Annotated in this window: 21 protein-coding genes and 1 riboswitch; of the genes, 13 read left to right on the forward strand and 8 right to left on the reverse strand. The window is 37.4% G+C overall.

Annotated features, from left to right (window positions below; genetic code table 11):
* Window positions 1-152: 152 nt before the first annotated feature.
* Window positions 153-1,976, reverse strand: coding sequence for an APC family permease (locus tag GD441_RS07610; protein WP_153125371.1), 1,824 nt, complete (start codon window positions 1,974-1,976; stop codon window positions 153-155).
* A 272-nt stretch (window positions 1,977-2,248) separates the two neighbouring features.
* Window positions 2,249-2,390: riboswitch (cyclic di-AMP (ydaO/yuaA leader) on the reverse strand.
* Between the two features lie 212 nt (window positions 2,391-2,602).
* Here GD441_RS07610 and GD441_RS07615 point away from each other — a divergent pair.
* Window positions 2,603-2,821: a hypothetical protein gene (locus GD441_RS07615; RefSeq protein ID WP_153125373.1), complete on the forward strand. Its 219-nt coding sequence runs from the start codon at window positions 2,603-2,605 to the stop codon at window positions 2,819-2,821.
* A 625-nt stretch (window positions 2,822-3,446) separates the two neighbouring features.
* The gene (locus tag GD441_RS07620; protein WP_153125375.1) at window positions 3,447-3,950 is read left to right on the forward strand and encodes a DoxX family protein; all 504 of its coding nucleotides are present in this window, start codon (window positions 3,447-3,449) and stop codon (window positions 3,948-3,950) included.
* 992 nt (window positions 3,951-4,942) lie between these two features.
* Here the strand turns inward: GD441_RS07620 and GD441_RS07625 are convergent.
* From GD441_RS07625 to GD441_RS07635, 3 genes are all read right to left on the reverse strand, one after another.
* Window positions 4,943-5,104: a YfhD family protein gene (locus GD441_RS07625; RefSeq protein WP_263862431.1), complete on the reverse strand. Its 162-nt coding sequence runs from the start codon at window positions 5,102-5,104 to the stop codon at window positions 4,943-4,945.
* 55 nt (window positions 5,105-5,159) lie between these two features.
* Window positions 5,160-5,282, reverse strand: coding sequence for a YfhE family protein (locus GD441_RS07630; protein WP_153125379.1), 123 nt, complete (start codon window positions 5,280-5,282; stop codon window positions 5,160-5,162).
* 88 nt (window positions 5,283-5,370) lie between these two features.
* Complete coding sequence (locus GD441_RS07635; RefSeq protein WP_153125381.1) at window positions 5,371-6,276, reverse strand: TIGR01777 family oxidoreductase; 906 nt, start codon at window positions 6,274-6,276, stop codon at window positions 5,371-5,373.
* A gap of 91 nt (window positions 6,277-6,367) precedes the next feature.
* On the opposite strand from GD441_RS07635, the gene recX reads away from it, so the two are divergent.
* Window positions 6,368-7,180: a recombination regulator RecX gene (gene recX, locus GD441_RS07640; RefSeq protein WP_153125383.1), complete on the forward strand. Its 813-nt coding sequence runs from the start codon at window positions 6,368-6,370 to the stop codon at window positions 7,178-7,180.
* A gap of 73 nt (window positions 7,181-7,253) precedes the next feature.
* Window positions 7,254-7,601, forward strand: a complete 348-nt coding sequence (locus tag GD441_RS07645) for a YfhH family protein (protein WP_153125385.1) — start codon at window positions 7,254-7,256, stop codon at window positions 7,599-7,601.
* A 120-nt stretch (window positions 7,602-7,721) separates the two neighbouring features.
* Here the strand turns inward: GD441_RS07645 and GD441_RS07650 are convergent, their stop codons facing one another.
* Window positions 7,722-7,877 (reverse strand): YpzG family protein, encoded by a 156-nt coding sequence (locus tag GD441_RS07650; protein ID WP_153125387.1) that lies wholly within the window; start codon window positions 7,875-7,877, stop codon window positions 7,722-7,724.
* Window positions 7,878-7,895: 18 nt separating this feature from the next.
* The gene (locus GD441_RS07655) at window positions 7,896-8,069 is read right to left on the reverse strand and encodes a small, acid-soluble spore protein K (RefSeq protein WP_153125389.1); all 174 of its coding nucleotides are present in this window, start codon (window positions 8,067-8,069) and stop codon (window positions 7,896-7,898) included.
* A gap of 157 nt (window positions 8,070-8,226) precedes the next feature.
* Between GD441_RS07655 and GD441_RS07660 the strand changes: the two genes are divergently transcribed.
* Complete coding sequence (locus GD441_RS07660; protein ID WP_153125391.1) at window positions 8,227-8,487, forward strand: YfhJ family protein; 261 nt, start codon at window positions 8,227-8,229, stop codon at window positions 8,485-8,487.
* A gap of 41 nt (window positions 8,488-8,528) precedes the next feature.
* Here the strand turns inward: GD441_RS07660 and GD441_RS07665 are convergent, their stop codons facing one another.
* Window positions 8,529-9,509, reverse strand: coding sequence for a metal-dependent hydrolase (locus tag GD441_RS07665; RefSeq protein WP_153125393.1), 981 nt, complete (start codon window positions 9,507-9,509; stop codon window positions 8,529-8,531).
* A 532-nt stretch (window positions 9,510-10,041) separates the two neighbouring features.
* Between GD441_RS07665 and mutY the strand changes: the two genes are divergently transcribed.
* Entirely contained in the window at window positions 10,042-11,154 is a 1,113-nt protein-coding gene (mutY, locus tag GD441_RS07670) for an A/G-specific adenine glycosylase (RefSeq protein ID WP_153125395.1), read from the forward strand.
* 128 nt (window positions 11,155-11,282) lie between these two features.
* On the opposite strand, the gene GD441_RS07675 is transcribed toward mutY, so the two are convergent.
* A complete protein-coding gene (locus GD441_RS07675; RefSeq protein WP_153125397.1) occupies window positions 11,283-11,507 on the reverse strand; it encodes a hypothetical protein in 225 nt (74 codons plus the stop codon).
* Between the two features lie 81 nt (window positions 11,508-11,588).
* On the opposite strand from GD441_RS07675, the gene fabL reads away from it, so the two are divergent.
* From fabL to GD441_RS07710, 7 genes are all read left to right on the forward strand, one after another.
* Entirely contained in the window at window positions 11,589-12,338 is a 750-nt protein-coding gene (fabL, locus tag GD441_RS07680; protein WP_153125399.1) for an enoyl-[acyl-carrier-protein] reductase FabL, read from the forward strand.
* An 86-nt stretch (window positions 12,339-12,424) separates the two neighbouring features.
* A complete protein-coding gene (locus tag GD441_RS07685; RefSeq protein ID WP_153125401.1) occupies window positions 12,425-12,622 on the forward strand; it encodes a gamma-type small acid-soluble spore protein in 198 nt (65 codons plus the stop codon).
* A gap of 412 nt (window positions 12,623-13,034) precedes the next feature.
* Window positions 13,035-13,289: a YgaB family protein gene (locus GD441_RS07690; protein ID WP_153125403.1), complete on the forward strand. Its 255-nt coding sequence runs from the start codon at window positions 13,035-13,037 to the stop codon at window positions 13,287-13,289.
* 250 nt (window positions 13,290-13,539) lie between these two features.
* The gene (ntdP, locus tag GD441_RS07695) at window positions 13,540-14,070 is read left to right on the forward strand and encodes a nucleoside tri-diphosphate phosphatase (protein ID WP_153125405.1); all 531 of its coding nucleotides are present in this window, start codon (window positions 13,540-13,542) and stop codon (window positions 14,068-14,070) included.
* A gap of 147 nt (window positions 14,071-14,217) precedes the next feature.
* Complete coding sequence (locus GD441_RS07700; RefSeq protein WP_153125407.1) at window positions 14,218-15,966, forward strand: ABC transporter ATP-binding protein; 1,749 nt, start codon at window positions 14,218-14,220, stop codon at window positions 15,964-15,966.
* Window positions 15,967-16,390: 424 nt separating this feature from the next.
* A complete protein-coding gene (locus GD441_RS07705; protein WP_225434167.1) occupies window positions 16,391-17,380 on the forward strand; it encodes an ABC transporter ATP-binding protein in 990 nt (329 codons plus the stop codon).
* The gene (locus GD441_RS07710) at window positions 17,377-18,345 is read left to right on the forward strand and encodes an ABC transporter ATP-binding protein (RefSeq protein ID WP_153125410.1); all 969 of its coding nucleotides are present in this window, start codon (window positions 17,377-17,379) and stop codon (window positions 18,343-18,345) included. Before GD441_RS07705 ends, GD441_RS07710 begins: the two co-directional genes overlap by 4 nt.
* Window positions 18,346-18,347: the final 2 nt, after the last annotated feature.

Below are 18,347 nucleotides of genomic sequence, written 5' to 3' on the forward strand. Positions count from 1 at the left end.
TTGAGGTGAAAATAGTAAATAAACCATTAATTTAGCTATGTTTAGCAGAAAAAAATTCTGTCTATTTGTTATATTCACAAAATAAATCGAGAAAATCAATATTTTTTTGAAAAAATATTTTTTATATAGACAATGAAATCAGGACATATGGGTTATTTTTTAAAATGATAAGGGTATGTTGTTACAATTACATTTTTCTTATAAAGTAAATACGCTCTGATAAGTAAGCCTGATTGATTATGCAGGATATTGTGCCAGCTTTTCTTCGTGATAAATTGTGGAATTAATACCGACACCCTGTAATTAGATTCGCTCGCTTTATGATCGACTATATCGATAAATTTGCACAGTGGCTGGATAATACTTCTGTACTGGGAATGCAGGGTGACTAGCCGAACATCGGGCCGCCATTTATTCCATTTTTCCTCAAACTGTTTCTCATCTTCCCTATCAAATGAAACATAAACGGCAATAACCTGATCGGTTATTGATTTGGCGTAATTGATAGAAGTCTCAACCACTTTTGTAATCCCTGCAACTGGAACGATGATAACATTTCCATCTATAGGCAATGATTTCTCTTCAGGATTCAGCCTTAACTGTTCTCCGACAGAATCATAATGAATTTTGATTCTGTGGAAGATATACACAATGACAGGCAAGAATATAAGAACTGACCAGACCTGTGCAAATTTTGTTAAAAAGAAGATGATCAATACAGTTAACGTAATGAGAGCCCCAACAAGGTTTGTGATAAATTTGAAAACCCAACCGGTAGGCTTTTCCCTTAACCATTTATAAATCATTCCAGTTTGAGCCAAGGTAAATGGTATAAACACCCCAACAGCATATAATGGAATAAGTTGTTCAGTTTGTCCTTTAAAAGCTACGATTAGAAGAATAGATGCAATACCTAAAATGATAATACCGTTAGAATAACCAAGACGGTCACCGCGGACCGTGAACATTCTAGGGATAAATTTGTCTTTAGCCAGACTATAGGCTAATAGCGGGAAGGCTGAATATCCCGTATTGGCAGCCAGAACCAAGATAAGGGCTGTAGTCCCTTGAATAAAAAAGTAAATGAAATTGCGCCCGAATGTTTGAGCAGCAATCTGTGAAACCACTGTTTCTTCGCCTTTTGGCGCAATTCCATAATAGTAAGCCAGGAAAGTGATACCTGAGAATAGGACAGCAAGAAAAGCCCCCATTAAAACAAGTGTTTTTGCAGCATTCTTAGGCGCAGGTTCCTTAAAATTTGGAATCGCATTAGAAATGGCTTCCACACCTGTTAAGGCAGAACACCCAGATGCAAATGCCCTTAGCAATAAAAATAACGTGATTCCTTGAACCGGGGTCCCAATTGGATGATGCAAGTCGGATGAGACATCCCCTGTTAAAATCTTGTACATACCGACTCCTATCAGGATCAATAAAGCAAATACAAATAAATAAACAGGGTAGGCCAGGATAGAGGCAGATTCTGTTACTCCCCTCAGGTTTAAAATCGTAATAAAAATGATCAGTGTTATTGCAATTTCTACATTGTACGGATGCAGGGTAGGAAAAGCAGAAGTGATGGCATCCGTTCCTGCAGAGATACTTACAGCAACTGTTAAGATATAATCTACTAATAAAGAGCCGCCGGCAATCAGTCCAGGGTTAACTCCAAGATTTTCCTTTGAAACGACGTATGCTCCTCCTCCTTGTGGATAGGAGAAGATAATCTGCCGGTAAGACAGGATGAGTGCTGCTAAAAGAAACAACACTCCAAGGGCAATAGGAATAGAATACCAAAAAGCAATAGCGCCTATGGCAGCTAATACAATTAAAATTTGTTCTGTACCGTATGCCACAGAAGATAGGGCATCTGAAGAAAGAATCGCTAAAGCCTTAAGCTTAGTAAGCTTTTGTTCCCCTAACTCATGTGTTTTTAGAGGAGGACCTATCAGGATTCTCTTAATGGAAGAAAACATTATTTCACCACCAACTAACATAAGAAAAAATAATAAACGTTGATTTTATTATCTTTTTAAATGAATTAAGTATCCGGTCATAACTCCCCTTATTTCCATTCTGTAATTAGGTTGCAATTGCATAAAATAAGGGAGCTCATGCTTTTTTTCATCCTGTAATCTTTCCTGAATAAGTCGGTTTGTACCAATTTTTTATTTGGGATATAGGTCTTTTTCCTGGTTTAAAGGCAAAAAAACACAGAGGCAGTAAACCCCTGTGTTAAAAAACAGTGTTTCCTCCTCCAATACGCTTACGAGGTTAGCTGTCGGATTCGGGTTTTGAAGTAACCCTACCTTAAAGGATTCACCCCAAGTACGTTCATTTAACGTACAGAATTGGATCCCCCGTTCAAAATGATTCAGCGATAATAGTTATTCTTTTGATTGCGATATTCTACTTCGATTTTTTAAGATTGTTAAGTTAAATTTTTGTGACCTATGTCCGAAAAATAGTATACCACAAAAATATTCATAAACGTCACTGTTATTTTTTGATAAAATAAAGAGGCAATCTACTATCACCTTTACAAGGTCAAGGATTATGATAAATAGACAAATTACTTTTAAAATTGGGGTGGAGATACAAAGTGGATCAGGAATTCCGTTTGGCTTGGCACGCAATGATTGAGGATGGCAGCGTGTTGACAGGTCGTAGCTTAATACAAGCAGAAAATGAGCAAGAGGCTGCGAATTTGCTCGTTAGCAAAATATCACACGAATATAAGATTAGGCCACATTTAATTAGAATCGAGTCTATAATCCCAATGCACAAACAGCCCCTTCAAGAAGACAAAGAAGCTGAATAACGAGCATCTTAGAAACACACACAAGCAGCGTGTGTTTTCTTGTTTTTATAGACAAATATTTATCCACAGCTAAAAAGCTAAGGAATAGAATATTAATGAGTTTTATCCACAGTATACACAGGGACGTGTCTCTTTTTATGTGAATGACTTTTGAATAATAGTCATTGTATTTAAAGAAGATAAAAAGTTGTTCACAATATTCACACTTATGTGGATAATTGTTGTGGATAATGAAGGCTACTAGTTGTTCCAGGTAGAATTATCAGGTATATTCTGATCTTTAATCGCCCCCTTTTAATTAATCTGTTTCGTTTCTTAGTCATTAAAAAGCTGTAACAGATAAACCGTTTTTGGTTATTTATATTGCTTGTAAAGGTATGGAAAAATAATTGTGAATACATTGTGAAGTCTGTTGCCAAAAGAAGGTAATAGGAGTATTATAAAAGTGAAAGAAGATAGTGAGAAAATTCATAAGAATCACAATTATGATACACGTTGTCTTCTTTCAGTAATACAGCTGGCTGGCTAAAAGTTTCATCTGAAGTATATTTTTTTCGGATAGTTTGTGAATTGATTCACAAAAGCACTTATTTTACTTTTAAAAAAATTTTAGGAGATGAGTAACATGAACACTACATGGAAAAATGGACCAGTAGCGGGAATAGTTTGGGCGTTATTAAGAATTTGGTTAGGTGTACAATGGTTACAAGCTGGTTGGCATAAAGTAATCGATGGTTTTGATGCGAGCGGATTCATGAAGGGTGCTATTGCAAAAGCAACAGGTGAACATCCTGCAGTTCAAGGCTGGTACGCAGCATTCCTTGAAAACGTCGCAGTTCCAAATGCAGGATTATTCAGCTTCTTGGTAGCGTGGGGCGAAGTATTGGTAGGGATCGGATTGATTTTAGGTGCAGCAACAATTCCAGCTTTACTAGCAGGAGCATTTATGAACCTCAACTTCTTACTAGCTGGTACAACAAGCACTAACCCAATCCTATATACAGTTGCAATCATTCTTCTATTCGCTGGTACAGGTGCATACTATTACGGAGTTGACAGATTCGCAGTTCCTTTCATCAAAGAACGGATTGGCAAAGGTGCTGCTAACAATAAAGTCATTGTTCACTAATGATATAAACTGAAAGCAGGAGTTTTTCTTAAGTAGTTCAGTTTTAAGTAAAAAAAAATATATTTACACCATCATTTAGAGTCCTATTCGTATATGAATTGGACTCTTTATTTTTATTGATATAGCAACGTTTTATATGAAAAACATATAAATATCATTAAAAATAATCTAGAGGGTATTGGTCTCTATCAATTTAAATGTTAATTTCGATGACAAGTAGGAGAAAAAAGTCTGATGTAAATGTAAATGAAATTATTTTTTTGGAACTCCCCTAATTTGGACTATGATAGGCAATTTCTTACTTGTCCTGTCCGAATAACCTTGGTATTTGGACCCCCTTAGGCGATTTGCTACATGTCCTGTCCAAATAACCACCGTATTCGGACACCCCCAGGTTATTTTCTGTAAGTCCTGTCCGAATAACCACCGTATTCGGACCCCCTAAGGCGATTTGCTACATGTCCTGTCCGAATAATCTCCGTATTCGGACCCCCTTAGGCGATTTGCTACATGTCCTGTCCGAATAATCTCCGTATTCGGACCCCCGCAAGTTATTTACTGTATGTCCTGTCCGAATAACCTTCGTATTCGGACACCCGCAGTCTATTTACTGTAAGTCCTGTCCGAATAACCACCGTATTCGGACTACCAAAGGTAATATCCTGTTTGGCTTGTCCGAATAGCCCTCGCATTTGCATTAATGTAATGATCTGTTCAATTACTTGCTACAGCTATAAAGAAACACACGATATTTCCTATATGCCGTGTGTTTCTTCGTGTGATTTTAAATTTGCTCAAGTACAAGCACTTTATGGGCTAAAATACTTAATAATTTGGTTCCAAATTCACTGCCATTTAGTACAAGAATTTGTTGTCTTATTATAAAATTCTACTTCAAAAACGGATCTACTGGAGTTTTCAGTAAACAAACACTCATATCGGTATCCTGTCTAAGTAAAAAATCTAGATTGAATACGTTTAATCTCTGCATATTATTTATTTTGTTCTCTTCTTTTTGCTCTTTCATCAGCAGCCTTTGACCGGGCTTGTGCTTCAAGATCTTCATGATCTGCAAGCTCAGAGGAATACTCCACATCCAAGCCGCCGCTTACCTTATTGTTGAATGATTGATTTTTTTTCATCGTTCTTTTCACCTCATGTTTATGGATATAGTACTATTGTTTGTTTTGTGAAAGAACTTATGTATTCTTAATAATTCTTCTTTTTAATAAAGCCAGCTGCCCGATCAGCCATTTTGAACTCATGTTGGTATGTAACCTCTTGGGCTCCAGTGAGTCTAGTCTTTATTTTTTCCTTTTTCTTCTTTTCCATCCTGATCACTCCTTAATTGAGATTATTAGCATTTTTTCCTTTCATATTAAAAAAAATACTCACTTTCATGAAGTGAGTGTGAAGGATCCTATCTTAACAAATCCTCTAAAGCCTCTTTGATATGAGGATATGTAAAAGAATATGCATGGTTTATTAATTTTTGTGGGAGTACTTTTTGTCCTTCCAAGACAAGAATACTCATTTCACCTAAAGCTAATTTCAACAAGGGGGAGGGGACGGGTAACCAATGTGGTTTTTGCATGATCTTTGCAATGGCCCTTCCTAGCTCCTCCATTCGTACAGGATTTGGGGATGTAATATTAACAGCACCAGCAATAGCGGAGTTATGGATGGCAAACACTACTGCTCTTACGACATCTTCAATATGGACCCAGGACATCCATTGCTTGCCGCTTCCTACGGTACCTCCAGCAAAGAATTTGTATGGTATAATCAATCTTGGCAAAGCTCCACCTTCTTTTCCTAAAATAATGCCGAATCGCAAAAAGACGGTTCTAACGCCTAATTGCTGCGCTTTTGAAGCTTCTTTTTCCCATTGCTGAACGGTATGTGCCAAAAAGTCATAACCAACGTCTGGAGAATCCTCAGTAAAAACTTCTGTGTCAGAAATGCCATAATAACCGATTGCACTAGCGTTTATTAGAACATCCGGCATTTTTTTCATGCTCTTCATGATTCTTATTATTTCAGAAGTCGCATGAAGGCGGCTTTGCAAAATTCGTCTTTTTTGTTTTTTAGTCCATCTGCCATTATTGATGGATTCTCCTGCTAAGTTTATGAATATGTCACAATTCTCAAGCTCTTTTTCTGGGGATGTTCCTTCCTTCAACCACTCAATAAAGTGAAGGTTTTCCTTTTCTTGTTTGCCATTTTTGTTTCTAGTCAAAATTAACACTTCATGATTTTCAGCCAACAATCGATCTGTAATGGCTTTCCCAACAAAACCAGTTCCGCCTGCAATCGCAACTTTCATTTTTCCTTCCTCCTCTCTCTTATATATTTCGATTAACTTTATAGCAATACCTTTTAAGGAATGTGCTACATTTAATAATGAGGTGATAAACATGGCATATATCACGAAGATTACGGTTCAAAAAAAGCTCAAAGATCGCTATAACATTTTTCTAGATAAGGGTCGAGGAGAAGAGTATGCCTTTAGCGTGAGTGAAGACGTGCTCATTAAGCATGGTTTAAAAAAAGGCATGGAAATTGATGAATTAGACATAATGGAAATTCAATATCAAGAAGATATTCAAAAGGCATATACCCAATCCATCCAATTTTTATCCATCAGGATGCGCTCCGAGCAAGAAGTTCGGCAGCATTTGAAGAAAAAGGAATGGGATGCTCCTATTATCCAGGAGGTCATTCACAAATTAAAGAAATTCAATTACATCAATGACCTTGAATTTGCAAAGGCATATGTACGTACGCAAATAAATACGACAAAAAAAGGTCCACAGCTGATTACGAAAGAGCTTAATGAAAAAGGTGTAGCAGAAGATTCTATTCAAAAAGCGATAAAAGAATATGATGAACACCTGCAAATAGAACATGCAAAGGCTTTGATTGAAAAAAACAAAAAGTCGTCTAAAAGGATTTCCACTGTTGAATATAGGAGAAAAATGGAGCAAATGCTTTTCAGTAAAGGCTTTCCTTCATGGGTTGTCCAAGAAATTATAGTGAATGAGCCGTTTGAAAATGATCTAGATGAGGAATGGGAAAGTTTATGCTATCAAGGCGTTAAAGCTCATAAACGTTATATGAAATATGAAGGATTTCAATATGAGCAAAAGATGAAGCAAGCCTTATACCGAAAAGGGTTCTCCATTGAATTAATAGAAAAATTTTTAAATGAAAAAGAAGAATACGTTTAGCTTATCCAAATGCTAGCATAGCAAAATTTTGTTAGACTATATGTATTCATTTTTATTTAACGAGGTGCAATATATGGAAAAAAGATACAGCCAGATGTCCAAGCATGAGCTTCAACAAGAAATTGCTTCACTTCATGAAAAGGCTAGGAAAGCTGAGCAAATGGGAATGGTCAATGAATTTGCGGTTTTAGAAAGAAAAGCAATTATGGCAAAATCGTATCTGTTAAATCCCGACGATTATAAACCAGGTGAAATTTATCCTATTGAAGGTGACCCGGGTTCCTATTTTAAAATTGACTATATGAACGGAATTTTTGCGTGGGGCTATCGTCTGAACGGAAATGGAAAAGAAGAAGCGTTGCCTATTGCCTTACTAAAGCAGCAAAATGAACAGGAAAAAGAAGATCAAGGAATATTTTAGTGAATTATCTTAATATTCCTTGACCAAGAAGAGCTCATTTTCTATTATGAAAAAGGCAATGATCATGATGATTCTTTATTCAAAGGAAATTGTAACTATGGTTATAAAGAAACAGGACCTTTAGCCTCTACTACGGACTAGTCCATCTAGTTTAATGAGAGGTTGAGTCTGCTGTGTTTCACCGACCACTTGAGATTTGGCATGTTTTGGGTTGGTCCATCTTTGTTTAAACGGACTAATGTAGTTATGGTTGTGTACTTTATAGCGTTTATTCATAACGAATCACTCTCCATGCTATTGTAAATGTAGGCTGTCAGAATCTCTTTGCCCTGATGCTCTCATTCGTTCTTGCGGATGAGTGTTGATGGTTCCGTCTGCACGCCTTGAAGCATATTCAGCCTTTGCTCTAGGTTCGCCTTCAAGCTTGTTGTTGTTTTGATTGGGAAAGTTTGTCGCATTATTTCGCACAGTGACCCCTCCTCGATTTGTTAAATAAATCAGACAGATTTTCAGTCATTGTTGCAGCACACGAAATATTTCACGCGAAATAATTCGCGTACCTATAGTATGGGTTAAAAGTAAAGAACTATATTGAAAAAATAATGGCAGGAAGGAGAAGAGACTTATGAATGAGATTTTTGAAGAACTTGCTCAATTATTAGCAGAAAAAAATAAAAAAATTAGTTATGAGAAAGCATTAACTTGGGTTGAATTGCTTTGGGAGGATTTTGAAACGACTTATGCGAAAGCCGGGCACAAATATGGGGGAAAAGAAAGAACAAAAATGGTCGTTAAAACATGGATTAATAATTATGGTCCCTATCTGCATGAATTTGTAGCAAATAATCCAAAATACAAGCATTTCTTACAGGATTTAAATCATTAGAAAAAGCCTCCGGCTCCCTATTATTCGGGAATGGAGGTTTTTTAGTTTGGAAGGATATTCAGTTTCTTTCTCAGTTTTTCTTCTGAAAAAATCCAGCCAGTATAAGAAGAAACGATATTTAAATCGTGGTCTAGCTGGACGACGGCGACGAAAGGATAATAGCCATTACTCCTATATCGAAGGTCGATGAATCTTACTTCGTAGCTCCCATTATTCTCTTCAATTTCCCACCGATACACAGGGGAAAAGGATAAAAACGCCGCCAAGTTTTTATCATGTTTCGCTACATCTAAAACTTTATGTTCGGGAAGAGGTACTCTTTTGAATTGATCAAGAATGGTGATGGAACGGTTATTTGCTCTGGCAACATAAAAATGTTTTTCAGTTATGACCGCAACTCGCCATTTATGAAACCTCATAGTCGGAGAAAGGATGATTTTCCTGGCTTCAGGAATGACTTTTTTCACAGCGGCTTTAATCAGCCTTTGCTCTCGAAAGCGAATAATATAGTATACGATCATGATTCCATAAATGACTAGGAAGGTATAGCCAGGTGAAGAGCCAAAAGTCCAAAGTATCAGCCCTGCAACGTGAATACCGAAAATAAATGGATCAAATGTATTAATGATGCCAAGCGCGACCCATTTTGATGAAATTGGACGTAAAGCCTGCGTGCCATAAGCGTTAAAGATGTCAACGAACACATGCAGAAAAACGGCCAGAAACGTCCATAGCCATATATGTAACAAATCGGCTGAAGGATTGAACATATAAAGAATAGCAGTAACAAGCACTGGCCACAGCAGGACGGCGGGAATCGAATGGGTGATTCCCCTATGATTTCGAATATAAATGGCATTATTGCGAAGCTTTAAAACGGTGTCAATGTCGGGAATTTGAGAACCGATGATTGTCCCAAGTAATACTGTCTGGGCAGTGGTTGGACTAGCTGCCACAACAGGATCAAGCGTAGACAATGCTCCTAGTCCCATACCCATAACGAAATGTGTTCCTGTATCCAAGAGGTGATCCCTCCTTCTTATTTTAAAGTCCATATTGAATTATAAGGATCTACAGGGGTAGATGTTCTTACGAATGAGTTGAGAACAATAATGGGTTGAATTATTTCAAAAACGGGTTGAATTATTTCAATAATGGGTTGAATTATTTCGAAAATAGGTTGAATTATTTCAATAACGGGTTGAATAATTTAGAAAACGGGTTGAATCCTCTCACCACATCGCAATAGTTTTAATTATCATAACGCATTCACTATTCATTTCCAATTGAATATATTTTAAATTTATGTATCGCCATATTAAAATGATTCATAGCGCTTTACGCTTTTCTTATGATCCAGCTTCAAGCGCCAGCTCTTCGGGTAAAATAACCTTCCCCCTGCGAAGTCTTTAGGACTTCTTCGGGTGAAGAACATTACTTCGCCAGGACGTCGTAACGTCGACGTTCCCTTTATCAAGAGCTAACCAGGCGCTTTATGCTTTTCTTATTATATTCCCTTTTATTATGAATATTTAACATCCTGGAGGAACGGAATTGAAGAGTTTTGAGATAGATGCTTTACATCATATAAATAAGTCCGCATTTCAAAATGACTTAATTTCTTGGTTTGAAAAAGAGCAGCGGGACTTGCCGTGGAGAAAAAATCAGGATCCATATTCGGTTTGGGTTTCAGAAATTATGCTTCAACAAACAAGAGTCGATACTGTTATTCCCTATTATGAAAGGTTTATGACTTGGTTTCCAACAATGAAGGATTTTGCTGAAGCTGATGAAGAAAAGATTCTAAAAGCTTGGGAAGGACTAGGCTATTATTCAAGAGTTCGGAATCTCCATGCCGCTGTAAAAGAGGTACAGGAGAACTATGGAGGAAAGGTCCCAGATACAGTAGAAGAAATTTCGAAGCTTAAAGGTGTGGGGCCATATACAGCCGGAGCCATTTTGAGCATTGCATATGGTAAACCGGAACCAGCAGTCGATGGAAATGTCATGCGAGTATTGTCACGAATTTTACTCATAAAAGAAGATATTGCAAAACCGAAAACACGGAAAATATTTGAATTTGCGGTGAGAAAGCTGATCGCAGAGGAAAATCCTTCTTTTTTCAATCAGGCATTAATGGAGCTTGGAGCAATGATATGCACTCCTGGAACACCTTCTTGTCTTCTGTGTCCTGTAAGGGAGCATTGCGAGGCTTTCAAAGAAGGAATGCAAAAGGAGCTCCCTATTAAAAATCAAAAGAAAACGTCAAGAACCGTTCCTTTGGTTGCAGCTATTCTGCAAAATGAAAAGGGCGAGATTCTTGTGCGAAAACGAAGCAGCAAGGGCTTGCTAGCAAACATGTGGGAGTTTCCTAATTTTGAATATTTTAGTAAAGTTATTTCAAACAGAATTTTCTTTCAAGAGCAATTTCTTAATGAATTCGGGACGGCTGTAGAAATCCAAGACTATGTAACAAAAGTTGAGCATGTATTTTCACATCTTGTTTGGAACGTAGAAGTGTATCGTGGAGTTGTATGTGGAGAAATCGATCAACATATTTGCCATAAACATAATATGAAATGGGTAAGCAAGGAAGAAATAAAAGAACTGGCTTTTCCAGTTCCACATCAAAAAATGTACAAGGCGTTTATCAATATGGATGAATGAATTTTATTTGAATTCAAAAGCTGTCCCAAAAAACTTTTGGGACAGCATAGGTTGTAGACAAAGTATATTTCACGCATTATCAGACAGACAGTCCCAAATTAATACTTTTGGGACAGCATACTATCCGATTAATCGTAGCTTACCTGGGTTCCGTGTGTGTAATCAGCCTCATTTCGCTTTAAGCCACCGCGTTTTTGGATTTCTTTGACGATTTCTTTATGAATGGTTTGTCCTTCCACATTCAAATAAGGTACCATTTGTTGAAGAGAATGATGAAAAAAGGAGAGTTCACTATCTTTCCATTGATTCTTCGGGGTCATAGAGAGTTCTGTCATATCACGACCTACATACATAAATAAGCCTCCTCGATACGTTATATTTTATTTTTTATAACTAGAGTTCTTCTTATACATGACATTGAAAGGAAGAGAAAGATGACGCAAAAAGTAGCATTAGTAACAGGCAGCAGCAGGGGAATTGGTAGACAAACGGCAATACGGCTTGCAAAAGAAGGATATGATCTTGTGATTAACTACGCAAGAAGCAAATCGGCTGCAACAGAAGTAGCATCAGAAATTGAGGCTTTAGGGAGAAAGGTTTTAGTTGTAAAAGCAAATGTTGGGGATGTTAGTAAAATAAAAGCAATGTTTCAGCAAATCGAAGAATTTTATGGACGATTAGATGTATTTATTAATAACGCTGCTTCTGGAGTGCTACGGCCTGCTATGGAGCTTGAAGAGTCCCATTGGGATTGGACGATGGGAATTAACAGTAAAGCCTTTTTATTTTGTGCGCAGGAAGCGGCACGGCTTATGGAAAAAAGCGGTGGAGGAAAAATAGTGAGCATAAGCTCGCTAGGTTCAATCCGTTATTTGGACAATTATACGTCAGTTGGTGTTTCAAAAGCTGCACTTGAGGCCCTTACAAGATATTTAGCTGTAGAATTGGCACCGAAAAATATTTGTGTCAATGCTGTTTCAGGTGGTGCGATTGATACGGATGCATTAAAGCATTTTCCAAATCGAGAAGAGCTTCTTAAAGACGCCATCAGCAAAACTCCAGCGGGGAGAATGGTGGAAATGGAAGATATGGTCAATGCAATTATGTTTTTACTATCGGAAGAGTCCAATATGATCCGAGGTCAAACGATTATTGTAGATGGTGGAAGATCTTTGTTGGTATAACATAATTTGGATATATTCTGTTTGGTTTTTATAAGGATATTCACCTCATCTCTTGGTTAGATTAAAGAGCGTGGAGGTGAAATACAATGGCACAAAACAATAAATCACAATCTGGTACAAACATCCAACATGTGAAACAAGCGAATGCTAAGTCTGCTCAAGGTCAATTCGGCACTGAATTTGCTAGTGAAACAGATGTACAACAAGTGAAACAAGCAAACCAACAAGCAGAAGCTCGCAAAGCTCAAGCTTCTGGTCAATTTGGACAACAAAACCAGCAATAACCTCTTGATCGAAGACACCCTTTAAAAGTAAAGGGTGTCTCAGGCTGTTGACAAACGCTCGCATTTTTCGTCACGAATCCTACTCCGGTGCTCATTACCGTCTAGGGTAACTCCGCTCCTCGTACAGGTTCGTTCCTTGACTGACAAGCGTTTTCAATCAGCCTGAATGTGCGTAAAACATTACTTTGTCTACAATCTAAGACACTCTTTAAAAGTAAAGGGTGTCTTTTGCTATTCTCAAGCACTAGCTCTTCTAGGGTAGAGCTAACCAGGCGCTTTCCACTTTTTCATTCAATATCGTTTATCTTCGATTGAATTCGACAAAACTTCTATTCAGTCTACATAAAAAGATAAAGGAATACCTTTGATAAAAGAGAATAATTTATGTATGTCAAGTATGAGGAGTGAAGGAATGAAGGAATTCGAAGTGCTTGTTGCCGAACAGCTAAAGACAATGGATAAGCTTATATTTTTGCAATCTGAAATAGAACGCTGCCAAGAAGTTGAAAAACAGTTGATCCAATTAGAACAGCAGACAGAGATTAGATCTGTCCGTGAAGAAATCCTTCAAATGAAAAATGAATTGAAAGAAATCCAATCCCTGTTTGAAAAACAAACAGAAGAAGTAATCCGTTCGTATCAGCTCTCTCAAACAGTAACTGTATAGTTGAATGAAGGAATGAACGGGTCTGTTGATTGCAGGCTCTTTTTCTTTTATATCCCGCATTGATGGAAGTGTCACTTTATCAAACGGTTTTGCAGAAAAAGAAGGAATAAATTACACAGTTCACTACACTTTTGTTTTAAATTTATTTATTAATCGCTATAATAAAGTAGTATATAAGAACAAGCTTTTTACCTTTTTAGAATATATTTTCAGGTAAGAAAGCGTCCAAATAGAAAGTAGGGAGAGAAAAATGGGTGTTCCCATCGAAGGAGAGAAAATACAAATCCATAGCTATAAGCACAACGGGTTGATCCATCGAATCTGGGAAGAAACCACCGTTTTAAAAGGGACGCAAAATCTGGTGATTGCTGCAAACGACCGAACGATGGTCACAGAGTCTGACGGTAGAACGTGGATTACAAGAGAGCCAGCTATCTGTTATTTTCATTCTCAGTATTGGTTTAATGTGATCGGAATGCTTCGGGAAGATGGTGTGTATTATTATTGCAATATCAGTTCTCCTTTCGTATATGATAAGGAGGCATTAAAGTATATTGATTATGACCTGGATATTAAGGTTTTTCCGGATATGACTTTTACACTGCTGGATGAAGACGAATATGAGAGACATCGTAAGGAAATGAATTATCCTGATGTAATTGACAAAATTTTAAAAAAGAATGTTAAGGAGCTCATATTTTGGATACGTCAGCGAAAAGGACCTTTTTCAGCGGAGTTTATTGATTCGTGGTACGAGCGTTATCTGACATATCGCAGATAATGAATAATGGTAATGGACTAACGAATGAGCATGAAATATGCTTTGTCTGCAATCTAGCCTGTTGATGGAAACAACAGGTTTTTGCTTGTTTAATGAAAATGGTTGGACTTTGTGTAAGCTAATAAAAAAGATAGGACGGTAGGATTTTTGGGGAGTATACAACGCTATTTGAAATTTGTGAAGCCGTATCGGCTGCAAATTATCGGAACGATTATCATCGGTATTATTAAGTTTGCTATTCCACTTATCATACCTTTACTCATTAAATATGTTGTGGATGATATTGTAGGAAACGATGGCCTTTCTTCTGCAGACAAGAAAGAAAAGCTTCTAGCGGTTATGGGAATCATGTTTGTCATATTTGTCATTCTTCGTCCTCCTATTGAGTATTACCGCCAATATTTTGCTCAATGGACTGGCAGTAAAATTCTTTACGATATACGAGATCAGTTGTTTACCCATATTCAAAAGCTGAGCTTCCGTTATTATGCCAATACTCGTGCAGGAGAAGTCATTTCAAGAGTTATTAATGATGTGGAACAAACAAAAAACTTCGTGATATCTGGACTTATGAATCTTTGGCTTGATATAGCAACGATTATCATTGCCATTGCAGTGATGTTCACAATGAATGTAAAGCTTACCATTGTGTCATTGATTCTATTACCGTTTTATGCTTTTTCGGTACGTTTTTTCTTTGGAAAGCTAAGAGAGCTAACGAGAGTACGTTCACAGGCGTTGGCTGAGGTGCAAAGCTATCTTCATGAGCGTGTTCAGGGTATGCCAGTGATTAAGAGTTTTGCGATTGAAGATCATGAACAAAAGCGTTTTGATGAGCAGAATAAGAACTTTTTACATAAAGCGCTTGAGCACACACGCTGGAATGCAAAGAGCTTTGCAGTTGTCAATACAATCACCGATATTGCGCCACTGCTCGTCATTGGTTATTCTGCATTTTTGGTGATTGACGGAAAAATGACGGTCGGAACTATGGTTGCATTCATTGCCTATATTGATCGTTTGTACAATCCATTGCGCAGGTTGGTTAATTCTTCTACAACCTTAACACAGTCCATTGCATCCATGGATCGTGTCTTTGAATTTATCGATGTGAAATATGATATTACGGACAAGCCAGGGGCAATTGAATGCAAAAATGTAAAGGGAAATATTACGTTTGAGAATGTGACTTTTTCATATAACGAAGGAGAACCACCAGTTTTAAAAAACATTTCTCTGGATGTGAAAAAAGGGGAAACAATTGCGCTTGTAGGGATGAGTGGAGGAGGAAAATCCTCGCTTGTTAGCTTAATTCCAAGATTTTACGATGTATCCGAAGGAAGAATATTATTAGATGGGATTGATATTCGAGATTTTCAAGTTAGATCCTTACGAGATAAGATTGGAATGGTTTTACAGGATAATATCTTGTTCAGTGAATCAGTAGAGGAAAATATTTTACTAGGCAAACCTGATGCTACTAAAGAAGAAGTAATAGAGGCTGCCAAAGCAGCTAATGCCCATGATTTTATTATGAATTTGCAAAACGGTTATGACACGAAGGTGGGAGAAAGAGGTGTTAAGCTTTCCGGCGGCCAGAAACAACGCGTAGCCATAGCACGAGTTTTCTTGAAGAATCCACCGATCCTGATCCTTGACGAAGCCACCTCTGCACTAGACTTAGAAAGTGAACATCTTATTCAGGAAGCGCTTGAAAAGCTTGCCAAGGACCGTACAACCTTTATTGTTGCCCACCGATTATCAACAATTACCCATGCCGACAGGATTGTACACATTGAAAACGGGGAAATCACAGAGATCGGTACACACGAGGAATTAATGCAGAAAAAAGGGCATTATTATAGATTGTTTCAAGTACAGCAACTTGAAAATTGATAGAAGGATATCTACTTTGGAAGGATAGTAACAATCGTTGCTATCCTTTTTTTCTTTGCAAAAAAGGTTATGCCTGTATGAAGCTTAGGAATGATTCCTGACATTTTTTCATATCTTTTTTATAAATATTTGTTTTTCTATACTAGTAAAATCTTTTGACTAATTCCAGAATGAAATTTGAGCAAAAATGAACATAAATATTATTTAAAACTACTAAATCCAAAAATCCAAATACTTTAGTTAATTAATGTATTAATGTAAAAACAAGTTAATCAATTTATTTGTCAACAATATTAATTATATTTAAATAATTCAGAAAATAACTAGACTAAATGATTATATTTTTATAGAATACTAATAGATTCGTTTTCAAATAAAAGGAATGATTGTTAATTACTGAAAGAGCAATGAAAGGAGTATGAAATTGAACAAGGCTCCGGTTTTGGAAGTGAAAGATTTAAAGACTAGCTTTTATTCATCAAGTGGAGAAATACCGGCCGTTGATGAAATTAGTTTTACTGTAAATGATGGAGAAATCCTTGGAATTGTAGGAGAATCAGGCTGTGGGAAGAGCGTAACATCCTTATCCATCATGAAGTTAATCCCTCAACCACCTGGGAAGATTACAGGTGGGGAAATTTGGTTGAATGGAGAAAATATAGTTCAAGCGACTGAAAAGAGAATGAGGCAAATACGAGGAAATGAAATTGCGATGATTTTCCAAGAGCCGATGACCTCGTTAAACCCTTTATTTACAATCGGGGATCAACTTATCGAGGCTATATTAATACATAATAAACAATCCAAAAAAGAGGCATTTAAACAGTCTGTTGAAATGTTGAAGCTTGTTGGTCTTCCACGTGCTGAAGCCATAATGAAAGAATATCCTCATCAACTATCAGGCGGGATGAGGCAAAGGGTTATGATTGCGATGGCTCTCTCATGTCATCCTAAACTTTTGATTGCCGACGAACCTACAACAGCTTTAGATGTGACGATTCAGGCTCAAATATTGGCTCTCATGAAAGACTTAAATCGAAAGCTTAATACAGCGATTATTATGATTACCCATGATCTTGGAGTGGTCGCCGAGCTTTGTCAAAGAGTGATTGTCATGTATGCCGGAAAGATTGTGGAGGAAGCATCGGTCGAACAAATATTCAAAAATCCGAAGCATCCGTATACGATTGGACTACTGCGAGCCATACCGGATGTACACGAAAAGAAAGAGCGGTTATATTCGATTCCTGGAAATGTTCCTAAACCTGGTTCTGTAACAATGGGCTGCAGGTTTGCTGCTAGATGTGAGTTTGTTCATGAAAAATGTACTACGCAGGATCCCCCGCTAATAAAAAATAGTAAGGACGGACATTATGTACGCTGTTTCTTAATAGAAGGGGAGGCTGCAGAATGACAGAAATATTATTGAAGGTTGAAAGACTAAAAAAATATTTCCCTATCAAAGGCGGGGTTTTTGGGAAGAGAATCGGTGAAGTAAAAGCCGTTGATGATATCAGTTTTATCGTCAAAAAGGGAGAAACTCTTGGACTTGTTGGTGAATCTGGCTGCGGTAAATCAACCACTGGAAGAATGCTTATGCGGCTACTCGAGCCAACAGAGGGCCAGATTTATTTTGATGGAAAAGACTTAACTTTTCTTTCTAATCGTGAAATGCGAAAAATTAGAAAAGAAATGCAAATGGTGTTTCAGGATCCTTTTGCTTCTCTTAATCCGAGGCACACGGTTGAGAAAATTCTTGAAGAGCCGCTCATTGTCCATGGAATAGGAGATGCAAAAGAAAGAAAGCAAAGAGTTAAAGAAATGCTTGAAATTGTAGGGCTATCAAGCTACCATGCGAAACGCTATCCACACCAGTTTAGTGGTGGTCAAAGACAAAGGATCGGAATAGCAAGAGCCCTCATGACAAAACCAAAGCTAATAATTGGGGATGAGCCAGTTTCAGCTTTGGACGTATCCATTCAGTCTCAAGTTTTGAATTTACTGGAGGATTTGCAAAAGGAATTTGGTCTAACGTATCTATTTATCGCCCATGATTTAGGAGTGGTTAGACATATTAGTGATCGAGTTGGCGTTATGTATTTAGGAAGGCTTGTAGAAATAACGGACTCTGAAAAGCTTTATGAAAATCCTCTCCATCCATACTCTAGGGTTTTATTATCAGCCGTTCCGATCCCTGATCCAACCGTGAAAAAAGACAGGCCATTACTTACCGGTGATATTCCATCCCCGGCTAATCCGCCTCAAGGTTGTGCTTTTCATACCAGATGTAAGGAATGTATGGAAGTATGTAAGATTGTTAGACCTGAGCTAAAAGAAATTGAACCGGGTCATTTTGCTGCATGCCATCTCTATCAATAATA

This window comes from Peribacillus tepidiphilus, from assembly GCF_009466385.1.
In the GTDB taxonomy this organism is placed as follows: Bacteria; Bacillota; Bacilli; order Bacillales; family DSM-1321; genus Bacillus_BN; species Bacillus_BN tepidiphilus.